This is a genomic window from Vibrio sp. 2033 (genome assembly GCF_033339735.1).
On the sequence record NZ_JAWOVC010000006.1, the window covers coordinates 105,516 to 122,677 of the forward strand.

A 17,162-nucleotide genomic window follows, 5' to 3' on the forward strand; every position below is an offset into this window, starting at 1 on the left:
AACAGCTAGTGTAGATCCAAAAGAACATTTTTATTAGTTGATAAAGTGATTAGTTATAGCTATCAGAGCAAGAAAGTCATTAAAAATAACCAGAGAAAACCTGACCTTAGCCTGAGTCTTACTGTGGTTGGGAAGGTTGTTTGTACAATGACTTAATGGTGTTTTTCAACCATAGCAATTTGGGGGTGTACGCATTGCGTTTATGCCAAATCATGGTAAATGGAATCAGTAACTTGTCTTGTTGAGTTTTGTCTAACGGAATTGGCAAGCACACCAAATCGAGATGCAGCTTTTCTGTGTAACTTTTGCAATAGTGCGGCGCGGTGGTGATCATGTCATGCGTCGGCTGCGCTGCCATAAAAAGAGATTGCTCAAAGTTGGACATCGTCAGCCCGATAGAGCGCTGTAGCCCTAGTTCCGCTAATACTTCATCCAACGCCCAAGTTTCACTTTTTTCCCAAACAATATTGATGTGTTGGTAGCTCAGAAAGGTCTCGAGATTCCACTCTTGCTGTAATGCCGGATGATCTTTATGTAAATACACCATTGGCAGGTCATAAAATAGAATCTCAAAATCCAAGAAATACGGCAGAAGATCCAACGACTCTTTCGATCTCGGGTGACTCTCTCGGCCGGTAAAACCGATATCCGCCTCTCCTCGAATGATGGCGTCGATTGAATCGTAATCCCAGTTACTGGTTTTTACTTTCGCTTCAGGGTATCGCTGGTGGATAGCGACGATGAGTCTGTCCAGCACTGTGAGCACTAATGGCGACTCAATCGTGATATCAAAACGCACTCCTTTAGGCGTAATATCGCTGCGTTTTTCTGCAATTTGGCTGCCAATTTGCAGCCATTCTGCGAGATCTTGCTCCATGCTTTGTGCCAAAGGCGTTGGCGCAAGACCTTTAGGTGTTTTGACAAACAAAGGATCATCGAACCAATGACGAAGTTTGTTGAGCGACTTACTTACGGTAGAGGGCGTAACGTTCAGCTTTTTCGAGGCTTTCGAGACGCTTTGCTCTTGCAGCAATAATTGCAGAGTGAACAGTAAGTTTAAATCAAGTCGCGCTAGGGATTTCTTCATAATGGGTATCGTGAACAGGCTTTGGAATCAATAGTATTAGAGCAAGGCTGATTACGCTACCTAACACTAAGATAAACACCAACATATTCAGTGCACTAACGCCGATGAAACCCATAAACCAAATATAGAACGCGGAACTACAAACTTGAGCAATGCCCAGTAGTGAGCTCGCCACGCCAGCTTGTTGAGAGAATGGGCTGAGCGCTTGGCTCATGGCCACGCCAAAGCCACAAGCGAAGCCAGCGCAAATCAGCCCAAGTCCGAACACATAGTAAAAAGGCTGTCCATCATGGAAATGGGCTGCACTGAGCACGATGCCTGCACAAGCGAGCAATACTTGAGAGGTTATCATTAAGGTTCGCTGTTTAAAAATCCCCAATACCAATGGTGCCGAGAACGAAATCAACATACTGATCGTCGCAGTACCAGCCATGATGGAAGAATAGCCACCGCGATCAAAACCAAGCATGCTCATCACGACAATTGGTGAAGCGTTAACAAAGGTCAGAATGGTGGTCACTCCAAGTGCAGTAATGATCAGCCTACTGATAAAAAATCGCTCGAAGAAAGTCTCTTGATGGCTCTCTGGCGCTGTCTGTTCTTCACCTTGTTGGCTGGGTAGTGATTCCTTGAGAACAAAAATGGCCAATACACTGACGAGAATGCCCATTCCTGCCATTGTGGTAAACAAACTCGGCCAAGGAAATTTCAGCATAATCAAGTGACCAATCACGGGTGCGATCACTGGAATGATACAGGTGATGCCATTGAGCATCGACAATACTTTCGCGCGGCGTTCATCGTCTAACGTGTCGCGTAAAATCGCGAACGCAACGACATAGCAAGATCCAGCCCCGATGCCTTGGCAAAAGCGAGCAATCAAGAAAGTGTTTGGTTGCTCAGCCATCCCGCCGAGAAAAGACGCGAGCACGAAGATCATCGCGCCGACGACGGCAATAGGTTTTCGTCCCACAGAGTCTGCAATTTTCCCCGCGAATAACATGGTGGTAGCCATGCCAGCTAAATAGATCGAAAACGCAATATGCAACTGAGATTCACTGGCGTTGAGATCTGACGCAATTTGAGGCAAACCAACAAGGTACAAATCAATGGCAGTAGGGTAGAGTAAAACGAGTGCAAAACTACAAAGTAAAAAACGGGACATGGAAACCTCTCTATCGAATGGCGAGGATAATAGAGTGCTAAACGTTTGCCTGCGAGTGGGAAATACGACACTAGGTATTTCTATTTACGACATACCCTGTATGAATTGAGCATAAAAACAACAAGGAAGATTATGATTACCATTGAAAAGTATTCGCCTGAGCGACATGAACACACTTGCGAACTTAGCGTTCTAGAAGAGCAATCGCAGTTTACGGTCGCGGATGTGGGTGAAATGCTTACACGTCTTGAACCCACAGAGCTTCCGCATCTGATTTTGGCAGACGATGACGTGGTTGGCTTTTTTCTATTTGATGCTGCTTACAGCGAGAAATACGATTTTTGCCCGAAAAACAGTTTAGGCGTACGTGCTTTGCTGGTGGATCACCGTCATCAAGGCAAAGGCATCGCCAAGCAAGCCATTCAACAGTTTGCCGATTTCGCCAAACGCCATTATCCCGAGTTTGATGCGCTTTATCTCACTGTGAATTGCCGCAACATACCCGCTTATCAGTGCTATTTAAAATCAGGGTTTGAAGATACCAATGAGCTTTACCACGGCGGCCCCGTTGGACCGCAGCACATTATGAGACAACCGCTTTAGCTAGGAAAAAACAAGGATGGAAAGATGAGGATTGAAATCGACAATTTAGAACGGCCGCAAGTGATAGCGATGTTGGAAGGACATTTACAGGACATGTACGCCACGTCACCACCAGAAAGCGTGCATGCGTTAGATTTAGATAAGCTCAAAGCGCCAGAAGTGACATTTTGGACCGGATGGAAAGGTGAGCAACTGCTTGGGTGTGCGGCGATTAAAGGGTTGGATGACCAACACGCGGAGCTGAAATCCATGCGCACCACGCCTACGGCAAGAAACCAAGGTGTGGCATCTCAATTATTGATTCATGTGATTGAGCAAGCGAAGCAAAAAGGTTTGCAGCGCTTGAGTTTAGAAACGGGCTCGATGGAGTTTTTTAAACCAGCGCGCCTGTTGTATGAAAAGCATGGCTTTGTGTACTGCGAGCCGTTCGGGGATTACGAACTCGATCCGAACAGTCAATTCATGACCCTAGAACTGAGCTAGGGCCATGAATTTTTAGAAGCTAAATCCAATCGATTTAGAAATTCAGATTCAAGTTGATGGTTGGCGACAAGAGGCTTGAACGCTCGTCAGCCAATCGCTTTCTCTTCTCTTTCAGTCTCTTGGCATTATCTTTGTCTGGATTGCCATCAAGCTGATTATCGATGACCGAGATTTCAGTATCGATTTGTTGGATGCGTTGCTGGCGTTGATATTCTTGATGACCTAACTGGTAGTTCTCAATGAACTCTTTGCTGCTGCATACACCGTAATATTCTTTGCCTTCGATACCGACAGTGTACCCATTGTCTGGTGAGCAATATTGGATAGTGCCTTTATCAAAGCCTTCTTTCCATTTCGCTCGGTCGGGTGTCACACCCGCTTCACCACAGTCTTCGGTATAGCTATTGATAATGTTTGGATCGTTGCCATCTCGGCCATCTTGATAACCTACGTTGTACCAGTTTGCCGTTTTGCACTCATCCGGAGACATGCTGGCGCAACCTGAGAGCAAAGTCAGTAAAGCCAGGGGGATTAGCGCTCTTTTCATCAGTGACTGTCCTTTAAATAAAATCGAATTGATAACTTGAGTTTAAAATGAACACTGTTCATATCAATGGTTGAAATCATTGTATTCACAATTGTGGTGACTCATTAATCTAAGTGATAAATTTATTATGCTGAATAGAAGTGTGTTTGATTAGTATTATCCACGAACTGCGCCTTTGCTGCATCAATCCACTAGCCTTGGCCCCAAATTAAGTGATAATACCAACATAAAGATAAACACCGTCAATGAGGCTAAGACATTGAGCGAACAACCCACCGTCCTTATTATCGAGGATGAATCTGCTATCGCAGAGAACCTGATTCATGTATTAGAGATGGATGGCTACCACGCAGAGTGGTTTGCAACAGCAGGAGAGGGCTTAGCTTTTTTGCAGTACAACTCCGCAGCGTTACTTGTCTTAGACGTAGGCTTACCGGATGGCAATGGTTTTGAATTATGCAAAACCATCCGTGAGTTTTCTGATATTCCCATAATCTTTCTCACCGCAAGAAGCGATGAAATTGACCGCGTAGTCGGTTTGGAAATTGGCGCGGATGATTACGTGACTAAGCCATTTAGCCCGCGCGAAATGTTGGCTCGCATTAAACTTCGAATCAAAGCTAAAGCGCCAATGATGGAGCACAAACCAGAGCCTGTAGCTGTTCCAGAACAACCTCAATTTAGTCAAGATTTGGTAGCGCAGAACTTCGACTACGGTGTCGGTGGACAAATGCTTGGGTTAACTGCGGTGGAATTTAAGATCCTCGATAAGCTGATTTCCGTCTCTTCCAATGTATTGAGCCGAGAGCAGCTCATGGTCGCGGCAGACATGGCGCCAGAGGCTGCATACGAGCGCAATATCGATACCCACATCAAAGCCATTCGCCATAAGTTGAAGCCGTTTGAGATGTCTGAACGCATCTGTACCAAACGTGGCTTTGGTTACTTTTACTGCATTAAAGGTGAATGATGAATCGCTGGCCGAAGATCCCGCTTGGACTCAGACTGTTTTTTCTCTACTTCATCTTAGTCGGAATGACGGCTTACATGGTGAGCAAAACCGTTGTCCAAGAACTTAAGCCAACCGTGCGTCAAACCACTGAAGAGACGCTGGTGGATATGGCGAACTTGCTCGCGGTATTGGCAGAAGAGGACGTTGCAAACGGAAAGTTGTCTGAGAGTCGCTTCTCCAAACTGCTAGCGGCTTATGGGCAGCGAGAACCTCAAGCGCGCATTTGGGAAATTGGCAAAAAAGCGATTAATCATCGAATTTACATCACCGATAAACAAGGGATTGTGATTGCGGATTCTTGGCAGCAAGACGTTGGCAAAGACTACTCGCAATGGAATGATGTGTATCTCACGTTGCGCGGTCAATACGGCGCGCGCAGTACCATCGAAGACCCGAAAGATCCGCTTTCAACCGTCATGCACGTTGCTGCGCCCATCTACCACAAAGGCGAAATCATTGGCAGCGTGACGGTGGCAAAATCTAATCGCTCAGTACAACCCTTCATCGATCTTTCTAAACGCAATGTATTGTTTTGGATGGTGTGGATGAGTGGTTTAGTGCTATTGGCAGGGGCATTGTTTGCTTGGCGAATTCACTCGGCACTGAACAAGCTAGAAGACTACGCGACCAAAATGGGTGAGGGTGAAAAGGTCTCTAAGCCAACATTTCGTATCTTCTATGAGTACGGCACGCTAAGCGACGCATTGGAGAAAATGCGCAACCAACTCGACGGCAAACAATATGTGGAAGAGTACGTACAGACGCTGACTCATGAGCTGAAAAGTCCGTTATCAGCGATTAAAGGCGCGAGTGAAATATTGCAAATGCCATTGCCTGAAGAAAAGGTCACGCGCTTTGCTGGCAACATTGAGCGAGAAAGCGACCGCATGCAGTCATTGATTGATAAGTTGCTAGAACTTGCTCGTCTTGAAAAGCGCCCCGAGCTAGAACAAGTCGAAGCTATCTCGCTAAAACAAATGGTCAATGAAGTGGTTGAATCGGCGGATGCGCGTTTGAGTGCAAAGTCGGTGATTGCCAACATCCAAATTGATGACCACCAAGCCGTGCTTGGTGATGCCTTCTTACTGAAACAAGCCGTTTTTAACCTGATGGACAATGCGCTGGATTTTGTCCACTCTGAGGGATGCATTGAATGGAAAGCGGAGGTTACGAAAGAGAAGGTGTGCCTGTCGATTTTCAATTCAGGTCCTCACATTCCTGACTACGCGATGCCTCGTTTGACCGAGCGCTTCTACTCCCTCGCTCGGGAAAATGGCGTTAAGAGTACTGGGCTTGGGCTAAATTTTGTTGAGCAAGTGACCAAGCTGCACAAAGGTAAGTTGCAAGTCGAAAACGTCGATTCTGGTGTGAAAGTGACCTTGATTTTACCAACTCCATAGAAACTCCACATTAGCTCCATTCGTTCTCCAAATTGCTGATTTAGATTACTCCCATCAGCAAATGGAGAATGAAACATGAAAAAGATCCTCAATAACCAACTCGGCACGAAGTTCGCCTTCGTGCTGTTTTTGTTTGTTTTACTGCAAATCCCGCTTTCAATGGTCACAGGGCTGATCTCAGAACGCTCATATCGCCAAGATGAAGTCAGAAATGACATCGCACGCAGCAGCAGTGGCGAACAGCGCATCATTGGTCCATTCATCATGGTTAACTACACCGAAACCAGTTACCGAGATGACAAAGTACAGATTAAAGAGCGTCGTAAATTTCTTTTACCTAGCACTTTTGATATGAGCGCGAATCTGGACAGTTTTGAAAAGTACCGAGGCATTTACCGCGCGCGTTTATACAAAGCACAAGTGGCACTGAAAGGCACTTTTGATGCAGACGATCTCGCGGCGTTGCAGGGGCTTGATATTGAAAACATGAGTCTAGTGGTTGGCATTGAAGACAGCCGCGGATTGATTCGTTTGGATGACATGACCATGGCGAGTGCTGATATCGAAGTCGCACCGGGAACGGGGTTAAATCAGTTACCACAAGGCTTCCACAGTGATCTGACACTTGCAGACCTAAACGCAGAACAACCTTTGGCATTCGATCTTAACTTCTTGTTGCAAGGGATGGGTCAGCTTCAAGTCACACCAATCGGCAGTCAAACAACGGTTGAGCTCTCTTCAAAATGGGCGCATCCAAGCTTTATCGGTGATTACTTACCAGTGTCGTCAGAGGTATCTGAAGATGGATTTAACGCGCAATGGGCGAGCAATAACTTCTCTACCAATATCGCGCAGCTGTTCCAAAGCTGTTTGTCATCGAATCATGCGTGTCACGAGCTTGAACAGCGACAAATGGGCGTAGATTTGATTGACCCCGTTGATCACTATTTGAAGTCCCATCGAGCTGTGAACTATTCACTGTTGGTTATCACATTAGTGTTTGCGAGTTTCTTCTTGCTGGAGCTGTTCCAAGCGCGTCCGGTTCACCCAGTACAATACGGTTTTATTGGTCTGGCTTTAGCGCTTTTCTATCTATTGCTGATTTCGATGAGTGAACACCTCGGCTTTAACTGGGCGTATGTGGTGTCAGCAGTCGCATCGACGGGGCTTTTAAGTGTGTATGTGAGCGGTATGTTGAGCAACACCAAACACGGCGCGATATTCGGAGCGTGTTTACTTACTCTCTACGGATTACTGTTTGGCTTGCTACAAGCAGAAAGCTACGCATTGGTCATGGGTACATTACTGTGTTTCGCGATTCTGAGCTTCACTATGGTTATTACACGCAACATCGACTGGTACGCACGAAATAAGAAAGCAGCAGAAAGTGCAAAGGCGAATCATGAAGAGGTTTAAACGAGTCACTCTTACTGGTCAACCAAGCAATATGGTGGAAGAAACGTGCGCTATCCACCTGCGATTTTCGGTAAAAAATGGACTGAAAAGCTTGGTGTGTTTTATCGCATTGGTCGTTATTGCGCTCTATGTTCGAGACAGCTTTATTCGTCCGACAGTTGGTGATGTTCTCGTTGTGGTTTGGCTCTACTACTTTCTTGCAAGTATGTTCTCTATGCCCGTTAACTGGCTGGTTTCATTGGTGGTGTTGATTGCGTTTGCTGTCGAGTTGGGGCAATTGCTTCAGGTTGCAGCTTGGCTTGGTATCGAATCTTCATCGCCTCTGGCTGTAATTTTGGGCGCTACATTTGATTGGAAAGATCTGCTGGCTTACTGCATCGGAGGTCTACTGTGTTGGTGGATGGAAAAGAAATGAAAACCGAGATGAAAGCTATTGCGCTACCAGACCGACGTCGACATTCCAAACGAGGTATTCGTAAAAGGATCAAAATCAGTTTACTCAAGCGCGTGTACCTTTGGTCACTGACCAATAGAGAACTGCTGTAAACCTCACCTCTTTATATGAAATCAAAAGGGAATCTCAAACTCACCGGCGCACAGGGTGAGTTAAGATTCCCTTACTATTGACTAAGATATTGAGTTCTTACTATTAATTAGCTTTCAAATGAAAGTTTATCGCCGAACGTCTCTTTCCAGTCTTTATCGAACTGCTCAACCGCGGGTTTTACTGCTGGGTGAGCGAACATTTGTGCCGCCACATCGGTTGGCAATGTAATGGCTTCGATGCCTAGCTTCATCACTTCCATCGCTTGTTGAGTGTTCTTGAAACTGGCTACCAAAATCTTCGCTGGTAGTTGGTTCTGATCGAGCAACAATTGAAGATCCGCGACCACTTCAACACCGTTGCCGTTCATCGCATCAATGCGGTTTACGTAAGGTGCTAGGTAGTCTGCACCGCACAGTGCCGCTAGGAAACCTTGTTGAGCTGAATAGATAGCGGTAGCAAGAACCTGAATTCCCTCTTTTTTCATTAGCTTAATCGCTGCTAAGCCGGTTTCTGTTGCTGGCACTTTTACTACCATGTCGTAAGGCAATTCATTCAGTTGGCGTGCTTCTGCCACCATACCTTCGACGGTTGAACTCACGACTTGAGCGTGAAAGCGAGGTGTACCACCAAGTGCTTCTTGCATGCCTGCTAGGGTTTCATTCAGTCCCTGTTTTGACTTCGCCAAAATGCTTGGGTTTGTCGTCACGCCTTTTAGCGGTAGGCACTGGTTAAAGCGTTTTACTTCTGCCACATCAGCAGTATCTAAATAAAGTTCAATCATGGTTTCTACCTTAAACAAAATCTTCGTTTTGATGATGGGATCACTATAGATCTGACAATCGAACGAGATCTTGATTTTGATCAATTGAAATTTCATTTGAAGCTATAATAATTTCATTAAATGAAAGTTAAGTGAAACTTGTAAACGCTCAAATGAAGCTTTCAGTTAGAAAACAGAAAAGCTGTTCATAAGACTCAACGAGCAAAAGAAACGAATTAAGTAAATAGCGGTAGCACAGACCAAGAGGCAAGCAGAGATGTATTTCAATATTCAACGATTCTCTACCCATGATGGTGATGGCATTCGTTCCATTCTTTTTCTTAAAGGATGCAGCTTGTCTTGTCCTTGGTGTCAAAACCCAGAAAGCCGCAGCGAAAAGCATTCACTGTTGTTTGATCAGCGAAGCTGCATGGAAGATTGCCAGCTGTGCGTTTCTGCGTATCAAGCTACAACTCAAACCACGGCGGGTAATGAAACGGCGAGCGATGGTATTCAACGCATCGACAATCAAATCATCATCAATCGCAAAGCCATCAAAGAAGACCAACTGATCGCGCTGCGAGACGTCTGTCCTACGCAAGCACTGACTGTCTGCGGTGAAGAGGCGAAATCAGACATGCTGTTCGACACCTTAATGAAAGACAAACCTTTCTACGACCAAAGCCAAGGTGGCGTGACCTTCTCCGGTGGTGAGCCACTCATGCAAGCGGATTTGGTGGCAGAACTCGCGCAGCGTCTGCATGACAACCAAGTCTCGACTGCGATTGAATCGTGCATGCATGTGCCGTGGAAGAACGTCGAAAAAGCCGCGCCGCATATCGATTGTTGGTTGGCGGATTTAAAACACACCGATGAAGAGAAGTTTCTTAGCTGGGCGAAAGGTTCACTAAAACGCATCAAAGACAATTTCCGAAAACTGGCACCTATCGCGAAACGCATTGTGATTCGCGTTCCCGTGGTGCCGGGGTTCAATGACACCATCGAAGAGTTGAAAGACATCATCGATTTTGCGGCTTCACTAGAAAGCTGCCAAGAGCTTCACTTGCTGCCGTACCACACGCTCGGCATCAATAAATACCGTTTGCTCGATATGCCTTACGAGTGTTCTGACATGCCATTAAACAAACCAGAACTGCTAGAAAGCGCCATGCAATACGCAAGCGAAAACACCCAACTTAACGTGATTGTAAGAGGTTAACTATGGACCTGAATTACCTTCCTGAGCGTATCAAAGCGCACAAATCGGCACTGGTAAATATCGTAACGCCACCTGTCTGTACCGAGCGTGCAGAGGCATACACTCGTGCTTATCAAGCAAACGAAGACAAACCTGTGATTGTCCAACGTGCGTTAGCACTGCAAGAGCACTTACGCACTCGTACGATTTGGATTAAACACGATGAGCTAATCGTCGGTAACCAAGCGAGCAAAGTACGTGCTGCGCCTATTTTCCCAGAATACACTGTACGTTGGATTGAAGCGGAAATTGATGAGCTAGCCGACCGCCCTGGTGCAGGCTTTGCGGTCACTGAAGAAGATAAGCAAAGCATTCACAGCATCACACCGTACTGGCGCGGTAAAACTGTTCAAGACCGTTGTTATGGCTTGTTCACTGATGAGCAGCAAGAAATCTTAGCCAGCACCATCATTAAAGCTGAAGGCAACATGACTTCGGGTGACGCGCACCTTGCGGTGGATAACGAGAAAATCTTGAAGCTAGGCATGAACGGTTTGCTAGAGGATGTTCGTCAGCACCGTGCTGACAATGATGTTTCGACCTTTGAAGGCTTGAAGAAAGAGCAGTTCTACAAATCGGTCGAAATTGTACTGCTTGCCATTCAAGACCACATGGTGAGCTACGCTGAATTGGCGGCAAAAATGGCGCTAGAAGAGACGCGTCCGCTGCGCAAAGCTGAGTTAGAAAGCATTGCGGCAAACTGTCGTCATGTCGCGAGCCACGCACCAGAAAACTTCTGGCAAGCACTGCAATTGAGCTACTTTGTTCAATTGATGCTACAAATCGAATCGAACGGTCACTCGGTTTCTTTCGGTCGTATGGACCAGTTCCTAAACGAATTTTATGTTCGCGATATCAAAAACGGCGCGATTGAAAAAGACTTTGCATTAGAGCTGCTGCAAAGCTGTTGGTTGAAGTTGCTTGAAGTAAACAAGATTCGCTCTGGTGCGCACTCGAAAGCATCGGCAGGTTCTCCGCTGTACCAAAACGTGTGTATCGGCGGTCAGAAGTTGAATGAAAAGGGTGAGCCAGAAGACGCAGTGAATCCCCTTTCTTGGGCGATTCTGGAATCTTGTGGCCAGTTACGTTCGACGCAACCTAACTTGAGTGTGCGTTACCATGAAGGTTTAAACCAAGAATTCCTGATGGGCTGTGTTGAAGTGATTAAATGTGGCTTCGGTATGCCTGCGTTTAACAACGATGAGATTGTCATTCCTGAATTCATCAAACTTGGCGTCGAGAAAGAAGACGCGTACAACTACGCATCTATCGGCTGTATCGAGACGGCGGTTCCGGGCAAATGGGGTTACCGTTGTACGGGCATGAGCTTTATTAACTTCGCTCGTATCCTGCTGGCGGCACTTAACGAAGGTGTGGATGCAACATCAGGTAAAGCTTTCTTGCGGCACGATAAGTCATTAGCAAAAGGCAACTTTGAGAACTTTGAGCAAGTGACAGCTTCTTGGGCAGAGCAAATCCGCTACTACACCCGTAAATCGATTGAGATTGATACAGTCGTCGACAGCGTACTTGAACAGCAAGCTCAAGACATCTTCTGTTCAACGCTGGTGGATGACTGTTTGGCTCGCGGTAAAACCGTGAAAGAAGGCGGCGCGAAATACGATTGGGTATCTGGCTTACAAGTCGGTATCGCAAACTTAGGTAATAGCCTAGCAGCTATCAAGCACCTTGTTTTCGATGATGCGCAAATCACCCAACCAGAGTTGGCAAAAGCATTGGCAGAAGATTTCGACGGCATGGAGAACGAGCAGCTTCGCCAACGTCTTATCAACTTTGCACCAAAATACGGTAATGATGATGACGCAGTAGACCAACTACTGGCAGACGCTTACCAAGTGTACATTGATGAGCTAGAGCAGTTCGTTAATACGCGTCATGGGCGTGGTCCAATTGGCGGCGGTTACTACGCAGGTACATCAAGTATCTCGGCAAACGTCCCGTTCGGAGCTTCAACTATGGCAACGCCAGATGGTCGTAAAGCGAAAACACCACTGGCAGAAGGTGCAAGCCCGTCGTCTGGGTCAGACCGTTTAGGTCCAACGGCAGTGTACAACTCGGTCGGTAAAATCCAAGCGAATAAGATCCTTGGTGGCGTGCTGCTTAACCAGAAGTTAAGCCCGGCAGCGGTTGAGTCTGAAGGGGATAAGCTCAAGCTCTCTATGTTGATTCGCACCTTCTTCAACCACCACAAAGGTTGGCATGTTCAGTACAATATAGTCTCTCGTGAGACCTTGCTAGCTGCGAAGAAGAACCCTGAACAATATCGTGATCTTGTTGTGCGAGTTGCAGGTTACTCAGCCTTCTTCACCGCGCTATCACCAGACGCGCAAGACGACATCATCGCACGTACTGAGCACGAGCTGTAAGTACACTGACTAAGTAAAACAAAAGGCACCAATCGGTGCCTTTGGTTTGAATACTTAATTCGCAAATGACTATACCTGAACGCATTAAAGCGTGTGCAAAATGGTCACGCATTTCTTCGTGACGTTGTCGTACTCTTTCGTCATGTAAGCGGTAGTGATCGCGCCCTCTTTCATGATGCAAATGGCATCAAGTAATGCAGCGTTGTCTGATTTGAGATAGCGTTGAATTAGCTCTCTGACTTGCTGCTTATGGTAGCGGCAATACGTTGCGATCTCGCCACTGTCGTCACTGAACTCCGCGGACGTATTGATGAAAAAGCAACCGCGAAACTCGCCCAACTTTTCTTCAGAGCCATGAAACCAGCCGTTGAGTGCAGTAAATAACTGATCGATCACCTCCGCGCCCGTTTGTGCTGAAGAAAGCTTTTCCTCCAACCATTCCATAAATATTTGGTGGCGTTGTTCTAATGCGGCGATGATAAGCGCTTCTTTGCTCTCAAAATGGTTATATAGCGTGCGTTTAGCCACGCCGGAAACATTGAGGACTTCATTGATGCCAATAGAGTTGATGCCTTGTTTGTAAAACAGTGACAAAGCTGTGTCGATCAATAACTGTTTCTTTTTGTTCATAACTACGTCCTCAAAAAGTTCCATAAACACATATTGACAAAGGTAGACAGATTTGTCTATTTTATTTTGTAGACAATTCGGTCTACTTTTGAGGTGTTTATGAATAATTTAATTTTATCTTTGGTCGCGGGGCTTGGCGCTACGTTGGCTATTGGTGTGTTGTCTTACGCCGAGGTATCTCTTACTGAGGTAGTACTTCTCATGGCGCCATTTGGTGCTACGGCGGTGTTGGTGTTTGGGGTGCCTAGCAGCCCTCTCGCTCAACCAAAAAACGTGATCATTGGTCACTTCATCACGGCATCTATCGGTATTGCGTTTAGCCAGTATGTTGACGTCACGCCGGTCACGCTCGCGATTGCGACGGGGCTAGGTGTTTCTGCGATGCTGATTACGAAGACCACTCATCCACCTGCGGGTGCAAATCCAATTTTGATCATGGCGTCTGGGCAGGGATGGAGTTTTCTCTTCACGCCTGTCCTGATTGGCGCGGTAGTGATTGTTCTGGTCGGTAAAGGGCTACAGTTGCTCCAAAGTCAGTACTTAAACCCTCGATTGAATGGTCAGAAGACCTAGTCGGGTTGTAGTTAGGGCCGCGAAAGGGAGTGATCTCTTTTGCGGTTTTATCTTTTGTAGGTTTGCAAAAACAAAATCTGATTCTCTCTTGGTATTCAGTCGTATACATCAACATGGTAGTTAAATTGGTACAATGCGATGAACAGAATCCACCCTAAGAAACTATTGCACAGTAAATGGACGGCAATTTCACCTGAAAACAAAGAGAAGCATTTTGTTGTGACGGAAATGGAACTAGATGAAGATGGTAACGTTGTGAGATGTGTCATCGAGGCAGTCATGAGTAAACGCGACCGAGAGATGAACTGGCAAGACCTAAAAGACTCTGAGCAATGGATGCAAGGGTGGAAGTGAGTGACGCTTCGTTGTTGGGCGAATCAAGCAGAAACGTGCGTTGCGAGTAGGCAAAAGTGGTGCTATCTGATACGTTGATAATTCGTTCTAACGCCCACTCAAAGGATTAATTATGATTGATTTCGACAATTCCTCTGTATTTAAGCTTAAGCCGATTGACGTTTCTAATGCCAGAGAAGACTTCCTTAAGTTCTTGATTGATGGTGAGACTATTTTCGCTGTTTTTAAAACAGTTCGTGACCAAGTGGTGTTTACGAACAAGCGAGTGATAGCGGCAAATGTGCAAGGGATTACCGGCTCAAAAGTGGATTACACTTCTTTGCCTTACAGTAAGATCAATGCATTTTCTATCGAGACCTCTGGTACTTTTGATTTGGATTGTGAAATCGAGTTCTTCATGAGTGAGGTGGGAAGAGTGCGTTTTGAAATTAAAGGCTCGTTTGATTTGATTTCTTTCAACCGTATGGTTAGTGAGTATGTACTAGGTTAAGGGATTAGAAATGAGAGCTTCGCTGAGAGACAAAATTATAGAGGTCTGTGACAAAAAGATCGCGAGTAAAGGTGAATTGGTTGGTCTCTCATTTTATGCGTTTTTCGCTAATAAAAATGACGACCCAGAGCTGTTGATGGAAGCGGCTACGTGGTGGATTCAGACTCATCAGCTCGACCACTTCGAAAAAGCAGTAAAAGTAAAATCAATGGTCGAGTCGGGGAGCTAAATTAAAAAAAAGAAGTAAAGAAAGCAGACAAATGCTAATAACGTTGCGGACAAAACAGGGTAGATAATGTAAGAGTCCTGCTTGTTGGTTCGTTGAAAACATAGCGAAACAAGTAAGACGTTATAAACTACAAGTAACAAGCTGATCATGGTTCCGCTGTTTAATGTCATACTTGATAGCTGAGTTAAGAAAAACGCCAATAAAAGGTAATCGAAGACAATGAGCCATAAAAAGGCTTTCTTCAGTAAGTCGCTTTTTCTTTTTTCGGATGATGTTATGTGCATATAGAACTCAACTAAAAAGTCACAGTAACAGAGGCTTTGGTTAGAGAGGTCACCATCAGAGTGGTGACCTTTTAAGATTATAATTCTTGAATTTTTACTTCGCTGGTGGCGGTATCGCCGGAGTAATTGATGACTTCTTGACGAATGACTGGTTGGTTGAATTCAGCCTTATCTTTCGCTTTTTGCAGTTCGCTTTCTTGGTGGTTGCCAAAAAGGGTCTCAAGCACTTTAGCGGCAGGAGTCGTTAAAACAAACAGCTCAATACGACGGTTTTCGCTAGAATCTGGCTCATCAGGATTAAGCAGCGCTCTATCTGACATACCCGTTACCTGCATTACTCTATCATCCGGCATACCGCCTTCAACTAACGTATTTCTTGCTACGTCTGCTCGAGAGGCTGATAACGCCCAGTTAGATTGACGACCAAAACGCTTTTTAAATGGAATTGCATCTGTGTGTCCGCTGATGATCAGAGGGTTGTTAACACGATGAAATACAGGTGCTAGTGCGAGCAGTAAATCTTCAAAAAAAGGAGTAAGTTCTGCACCACCACGGCTGAACATATGCTGTTTGTAATCATCTTGAAGGACGATACGCAAACCTTGTGGTGTCACCGTGACGTTTACATTTCCCTGCGCATTAATTTGGGCAGTCATTTGCTCAATTACTTTCGCTAGTGCGGCAAGTTGCTCTTGAGTATCGAAGTTACCAGGAATCAAAGAATCAATTTCTGGTCCATCCCCATCACCTTTGAAGTAAGAGCTTACCACATGGTTGGAGTTGTGTTTACTTGGCACAGAAGAGTCCTGTGCCAAGTCGATAGGAGAAATACTTTGTGACGTATCAAATGGGTTGCCGTAACTCTTGTCGAATACGCTTGAACTATGCAAGTGGGCAACAATCGCTTTACGCTCTTCTTTGTCTACCACCTGCATAACCCAAAGTACAAGAAACAGCGCCATTAGGGCGATCATGAAGTCAGCAAACGCGACTTTCCACGCGCCGCCATGAGACGACTCATCATGGCTGTATACTTTGGCACGTTTGAACACTACATGCTCTTGTTTTTGCATTATCCCTCCTGTTCAGCTAACCACTTCTCCATTTGGTTGAATGTTGGTTTGATGTCTAGCTGAATATGTTTACGACCAGCGTCAATGGCGAGCAATGTCGGCTTTTTCGCTACGTAGGCAACCAAGGTTGCACGAACGCACTCAAAAGCAGTCATATTACGTTTTACTCGCTGAGCCATGGCGTTACTTAGTGGATCTAAGCCACAGTAACAACCGAAAATACCAATGAATGTACCAACGAGAGCTGCCGCAACGTGATAACCAATCATAGCGATTGAGCCATCAATAGCTTGCATGGTGATAATGATGCCACCAACTGCTGCAAGAATACCGAAGCCAGGTAGTGCTTCTGCTGTACGCTGTAGTGAGCGTGAAGGTAAAAGCATTTCGTTCTGTATTGCTTCGATTTCTTGCTCTAGCAGTCCCTCTAATTCATGAGGCGACATCTGTCCCATTGCCATTAAACGTAAATTGTCAGTAATGAAAGAAATTAGGCGATGATCTTCTGCGATCGTCGGGTAAGCGAGGAACATAGAGCTTTGCTCCGGAGCCTCAATATGAGAATCCAGAAACTTGTATCCGCGGTTTCTCGCTGTCTCTAGCAAGTTGTTGAGTAGTGCCATTAATTCCATGTAGTACTCATGCTCTTCTGTTGGACCTTTAATGGTCGCTGGCACTTGGCGACGCATTTCTTTCAGTACATGAGGCGGATTACCGATGATCAAAGAACCAGCAGCGGCGCCAATAATGATAAGGAATTCGGCTGGCTGCCAGATAGCACCTAAGCTACCACCGGCCCACATATATCCACCGAAGACGCACACCAGGATAGTGAGCACTCCAAAAAACTTTTGCATCTTGTGA

Annotated in this window: 21 protein-coding genes; 13 read left to right on the forward strand and 8 right to left on the reverse strand. The window is 45.7% G+C overall.

Going from position 1 to position 17,162, the window contains the following annotated elements; translation table 11 throughout:
* Positions 1–118: 118 nt before the first annotated feature.
* Both yidZ and R7P74_RS10585 read right to left on the reverse strand, forming a co-directional pair.
* A complete protein-coding gene (yidZ, locus tag R7P74_RS10580) occupies positions 119–1,087 on the reverse strand; it encodes an HTH-type transcriptional regulator YidZ (protein ID WP_213903417.1) in 969 nt (322 codons plus the stop codon).
* Positions 1,062–2,252 carry an MFS transporter gene (locus tag R7P74_RS10585; RefSeq protein WP_213903418.1) on the reverse strand — a complete coding sequence of 397 codons (1,191 nt, stop codon included), beginning with the start codon at positions 2,250–2,252 and terminating at the stop codon, positions 1,062–1,064. The genes yidZ and R7P74_RS10585 overlap by 26 nt, the downstream gene beginning before the upstream one ends.
* 132 nt (positions 2,253–2,384) lie before the next feature.
* Here R7P74_RS10585 and R7P74_RS10590 point away from each other — a divergent pair, with 132 nt between their 5' ends.
* Entirely contained in the window at positions 2,385–2,855 is a 471-nt protein-coding gene (locus tag R7P74_RS10590) for a GNAT family N-acetyltransferase (RefSeq protein WP_017820545.1), read from the forward strand.
* A gap of 24 nt (positions 2,856–2,879) precedes the next feature.
* The gene (locus R7P74_RS10595) at positions 2,880–3,338 is read left to right on the forward strand and encodes a GNAT family N-acetyltransferase (protein WP_213903419.1); all 459 of its coding nucleotides are present in this window, start codon (positions 2,880–2,882) and stop codon (positions 3,336–3,338) included.
* Positions 3,339–3,372: 34 nt separating this feature from the next.
* On the opposite strand, the gene R7P74_RS10600 is transcribed toward R7P74_RS10595, so the two are convergent.
* Complete coding sequence (locus R7P74_RS10600) at positions 3,373–3,885, reverse strand: DUF2799 domain-containing protein (protein WP_005374970.1); 513 nt, start codon at positions 3,883–3,885, stop codon at positions 3,373–3,375.
* 259 nt (positions 3,886–4,144) lie between these two features.
* Here R7P74_RS10600 and R7P74_RS10605 point away from each other — a divergent pair, with 259 nt between their 5' ends.
* From R7P74_RS10605 to R7P74_RS10625, 5 genes are all read left to right on the forward strand, one after another.
* Positions 4,145–4,855, forward strand: coding sequence for a response regulator (locus R7P74_RS10605; RefSeq protein WP_213903420.1), 711 nt, complete (start codon positions 4,145–4,147; stop codon positions 4,853–4,855).
* Positions 4,855–6,297, forward strand: coding sequence for a two-component system sensor histidine kinase CreC (gene creC / locus R7P74_RS10610; protein ID WP_138939526.1), 1,443 nt, complete (start codon positions 4,855–4,857; stop codon positions 6,295–6,297). Before R7P74_RS10605 ends, creC begins: the two co-directional genes overlap by 1 nt.
* 75 nt (positions 6,298–6,372) lie before the next feature.
* Positions 6,373–7,713: a cell envelope integrity protein CreD gene (gene creD, locus R7P74_RS10615; protein WP_213903421.1), complete on the forward strand. Its 1,341-nt coding sequence runs from the start codon at positions 6,373–6,375 to the stop codon at positions 7,711–7,713.
* Entirely contained in the window at positions 7,700–8,128 is a 429-nt protein-coding gene (locus R7P74_RS10620; RefSeq protein WP_213903422.1) for a ribosomal maturation YjgA family protein, read from the forward strand. Before creD ends, R7P74_RS10620 begins: the two co-directional genes overlap by 14 nt.
* Positions 8,125–8,259 carry a hypothetical protein gene (locus R7P74_RS10625; RefSeq protein WP_281419932.1) on the forward strand — a complete coding sequence of 45 codons (135 nt, stop codon included), beginning with the start codon at positions 8,125–8,127 and terminating at the stop codon, positions 8,257–8,259. The genes R7P74_RS10620 and R7P74_RS10625 overlap by 4 nt, the downstream gene beginning before the upstream one ends.
* Positions 8,260–8,366: 107 nt before the next feature.
* On the opposite strand, the gene R7P74_RS10630 is transcribed toward R7P74_RS10625, so the two are convergent.
* A complete protein-coding gene (locus R7P74_RS10630) occupies positions 8,367–9,041 on the reverse strand; it encodes a fructose-6-phosphate aldolase (RefSeq protein ID WP_213903423.1) in 675 nt (224 codons plus the stop codon).
* Between the two features lie 256 nt (positions 9,042–9,297).
* Between R7P74_RS10630 and R7P74_RS10635 the strand changes: the two genes are divergently transcribed.
* Both R7P74_RS10635 and R7P74_RS10640 read left to right on the forward strand, forming a co-directional pair.
* Positions 9,298–10,239 (forward strand): glycyl-radical enzyme activating protein, encoded by a 942-nt coding sequence (locus tag R7P74_RS10635; RefSeq protein ID WP_213903424.1) that lies wholly within the window; start codon positions 9,298–9,300, stop codon positions 10,237–10,239.
* A 2-nt stretch (positions 10,240–10,241) separates the two neighbouring features.
* Entirely contained in the window at positions 10,242–12,665 is a 2,424-nt protein-coding gene (locus tag R7P74_RS10640) for a formate C-acetyltransferase/glycerol dehydratase family glycyl radical enzyme (RefSeq protein ID WP_213903425.1), read from the forward strand.
* 84 nt (positions 12,666–12,749) lie between these two features.
* Here R7P74_RS10640 and R7P74_RS10645 read toward each other — a convergent pair whose 3' ends face one another.
* On the reverse strand, positions 12,750–13,295 hold the full coding sequence (locus R7P74_RS10645) for a TetR/AcrR family transcriptional regulator (RefSeq protein WP_132936274.1): 546 nt from the start codon (positions 13,293–13,295) through the stop codon (positions 12,750–12,752).
* Between the two features lie 99 nt (positions 13,296–13,394).
* Here R7P74_RS10645 and R7P74_RS10650 point away from each other — a divergent pair, with 99 nt between their 5' ends.
* From R7P74_RS10650 to R7P74_RS10665, 4 genes are all read left to right on the forward strand, one after another.
* Positions 13,395–13,868 carry an HPP family protein gene (locus tag R7P74_RS10650; RefSeq protein ID WP_005374998.1) on the forward strand — a complete coding sequence of 158 codons (474 nt, stop codon included), beginning with the start codon at positions 13,395–13,397 and terminating at the stop codon, positions 13,866–13,868.
* 138 nt (positions 13,869–14,006) lie between these two features.
* The gene (locus R7P74_RS10655; RefSeq protein ID WP_213872628.1) at positions 14,007–14,222 is read left to right on the forward strand and encodes a TIGR02450 family Trp-rich protein; all 216 of its coding nucleotides are present in this window, start codon (positions 14,007–14,009) and stop codon (positions 14,220–14,222) included.
* A gap of 112 nt (positions 14,223–14,334) precedes the next feature.
* Positions 14,335–14,712, forward strand: a complete 378-nt coding sequence (locus tag R7P74_RS10660; RefSeq protein ID WP_005375000.1) for a PH domain-containing protein — start codon at positions 14,335–14,337, stop codon at positions 14,710–14,712.
* 10 nt (positions 14,713–14,722) lie between these two features.
* The gene (locus tag R7P74_RS10665; protein WP_005375001.1) at positions 14,723–14,941 is read left to right on the forward strand and encodes a DUF6500 family protein; all 219 of its coding nucleotides are present in this window, start codon (positions 14,723–14,725) and stop codon (positions 14,939–14,941) included.
* Here the strand turns inward: R7P74_RS10665 and R7P74_RS10670 are convergent.
* The 3 genes from R7P74_RS10670 to motA all read right to left on the reverse strand — a co-directional run bounded on the left by R7P74_RS10670 (position 14,938) and on the right by motA (position 17,155).
* Positions 14,938–15,225, reverse strand: a complete 288-nt coding sequence (locus R7P74_RS10670; RefSeq protein ID WP_005375002.1) for a hypothetical protein — start codon at positions 15,223–15,225, stop codon at positions 14,938–14,940. The genes R7P74_RS10665 and R7P74_RS10670 overlap by 4 nt on opposite strands.
* 77 nt (positions 15,226–15,302) lie before the next feature.
* Positions 15,303–16,298: a flagellar motor protein MotB gene (locus R7P74_RS10675; RefSeq protein ID WP_005375003.1), complete on the reverse strand. Its 996-nt coding sequence runs from the start codon at positions 16,296–16,298 to the stop codon at positions 15,303–15,305.
* The gene (gene motA / locus R7P74_RS10680; RefSeq protein WP_005375006.1) at positions 16,298–17,155 is read right to left on the reverse strand and encodes a flagellar motor stator protein MotA; all 858 of its coding nucleotides are present in this window, start codon (positions 17,153–17,155) and stop codon (positions 16,298–16,300) included. Before motA ends, R7P74_RS10675 begins: the two co-directional genes overlap by 1 nt.
* Positions 17,156–17,162 lie beyond the last annotated feature (7 nt).

What these genes read in the sequence shown, in the direction of transcription:
- yidZ (WP_213903417.1), bottom strand. Translation starts at nt 1,087, where the DNA reads ATGAAGAAATCCCTAGCGCGACTTGATTTAAACTTACTGTTCACTCTG.
- R7P74_RS10585 (WP_213903418.1), bottom strand. Translation starts at nt 2,252, where the DNA reads ATGTCCCGTTTTTTACTTTGTAGTTTTGCACTCGTTTTACTCTACCCT.
- R7P74_RS10590 (WP_017820545.1), top strand. Translation starts at nt 2,385, where the DNA reads ATGATTACCATTGAAAAGTATTCGCCTGAGCGACATGAACACACTTGC.
- R7P74_RS10595 (WP_213903419.1), top strand. Translation starts at nt 2,880, where the DNA reads ATGAGGATTGAAATCGACAATTTAGAACGGCCGCAAGTGATAGCGATG.
- R7P74_RS10600 (WP_005374970.1), bottom strand. Translation starts at nt 3,885, where the DNA reads ATGAAAAGAGCGCTAATCCCCCTGGCTTTACTGACTTTGCTCTCAGGT.
- creC (WP_138939526.1), top strand. Translation starts at nt 4,855, where the DNA reads ATGAATCGCTGGCCGAAGATCCCGCTTGGACTCAGACTGTTTTTTCTC.
- creD (WP_213903421.1), top strand. Translation starts at nt 6,373, where the DNA reads ATGAAAAAGATCCTCAATAACCAACTCGGCACGAAGTTCGCCTTCGTG.
- R7P74_RS10620 (WP_213903422.1), top strand. Translation starts at nt 7,700, where the DNA reads ATGAAGAGGTTTAAACGAGTCACTCTTACTGGTCAACCAAGCAATATG.
- R7P74_RS10625 (WP_281419932.1), top strand. Translation starts at nt 8,125, where the DNA reads ATGAAAACCGAGATGAAAGCTATTGCGCTACCAGACCGACGTCGACAT.
- R7P74_RS10630 (WP_213903423.1), bottom strand. Translation starts at nt 9,041, where the DNA reads ATGATTGAACTTTATTTAGATACTGCTGATGTGGCAGAAGTAAAACGC.
- R7P74_RS10635 (WP_213903424.1), top strand. Translation starts at nt 9,298, where the DNA reads ATGTATTTCAATATTCAACGATTCTCTACCCATGATGGTGATGGCATT.
- R7P74_RS10640 (WP_213903425.1), top strand. Translation starts at nt 10,242, where the DNA reads ATGGACCTGAATTACCTTCCTGAGCGTATCAAAGCGCACAAATCGGCA.
- R7P74_RS10645 (WP_132936274.1), bottom strand. Translation starts at nt 13,295, where the DNA reads ATGAACAAAAAGAAACAGTTATTGATCGACACAGCTTTGTCACTGTTT.
- R7P74_RS10650 (WP_005374998.1), top strand. Translation starts at nt 13,395, where the DNA reads ATGAATAATTTAATTTTATCTTTGGTCGCGGGGCTTGGCGCTACGTTG.
- R7P74_RS10655 (WP_213872628.1), top strand. Translation starts at nt 14,007, where the DNA reads ATGAACAGAATCCACCCTAAGAAACTATTGCACAGTAAATGGACGGCA.
- R7P74_RS10660 (WP_005375000.1), top strand. Translation starts at nt 14,335, where the DNA reads ATGATTGATTTCGACAATTCCTCTGTATTTAAGCTTAAGCCGATTGAC.
- R7P74_RS10665 (WP_005375001.1), top strand. Translation starts at nt 14,723, where the DNA reads ATGAGAGCTTCGCTGAGAGACAAAATTATAGAGGTCTGTGACAAAAAG.
- R7P74_RS10670 (WP_005375002.1), bottom strand. Translation starts at nt 15,225, where the DNA reads ATGCACATAACATCATCCGAAAAAAGAAAAAGCGACTTACTGAAGAAA.
- R7P74_RS10675 (WP_005375003.1), bottom strand. Translation starts at nt 16,298, where the DNA reads ATGCAAAAACAAGAGCATGTAGTGTTCAAACGTGCCAAAGTATACAGC.
- motA (WP_005375006.1), bottom strand. Translation starts at nt 17,155, where the DNA reads ATGCAAAAGTTTTTTGGAGTGCTCACTATCCTGGTGTGCGTCTTCGGT.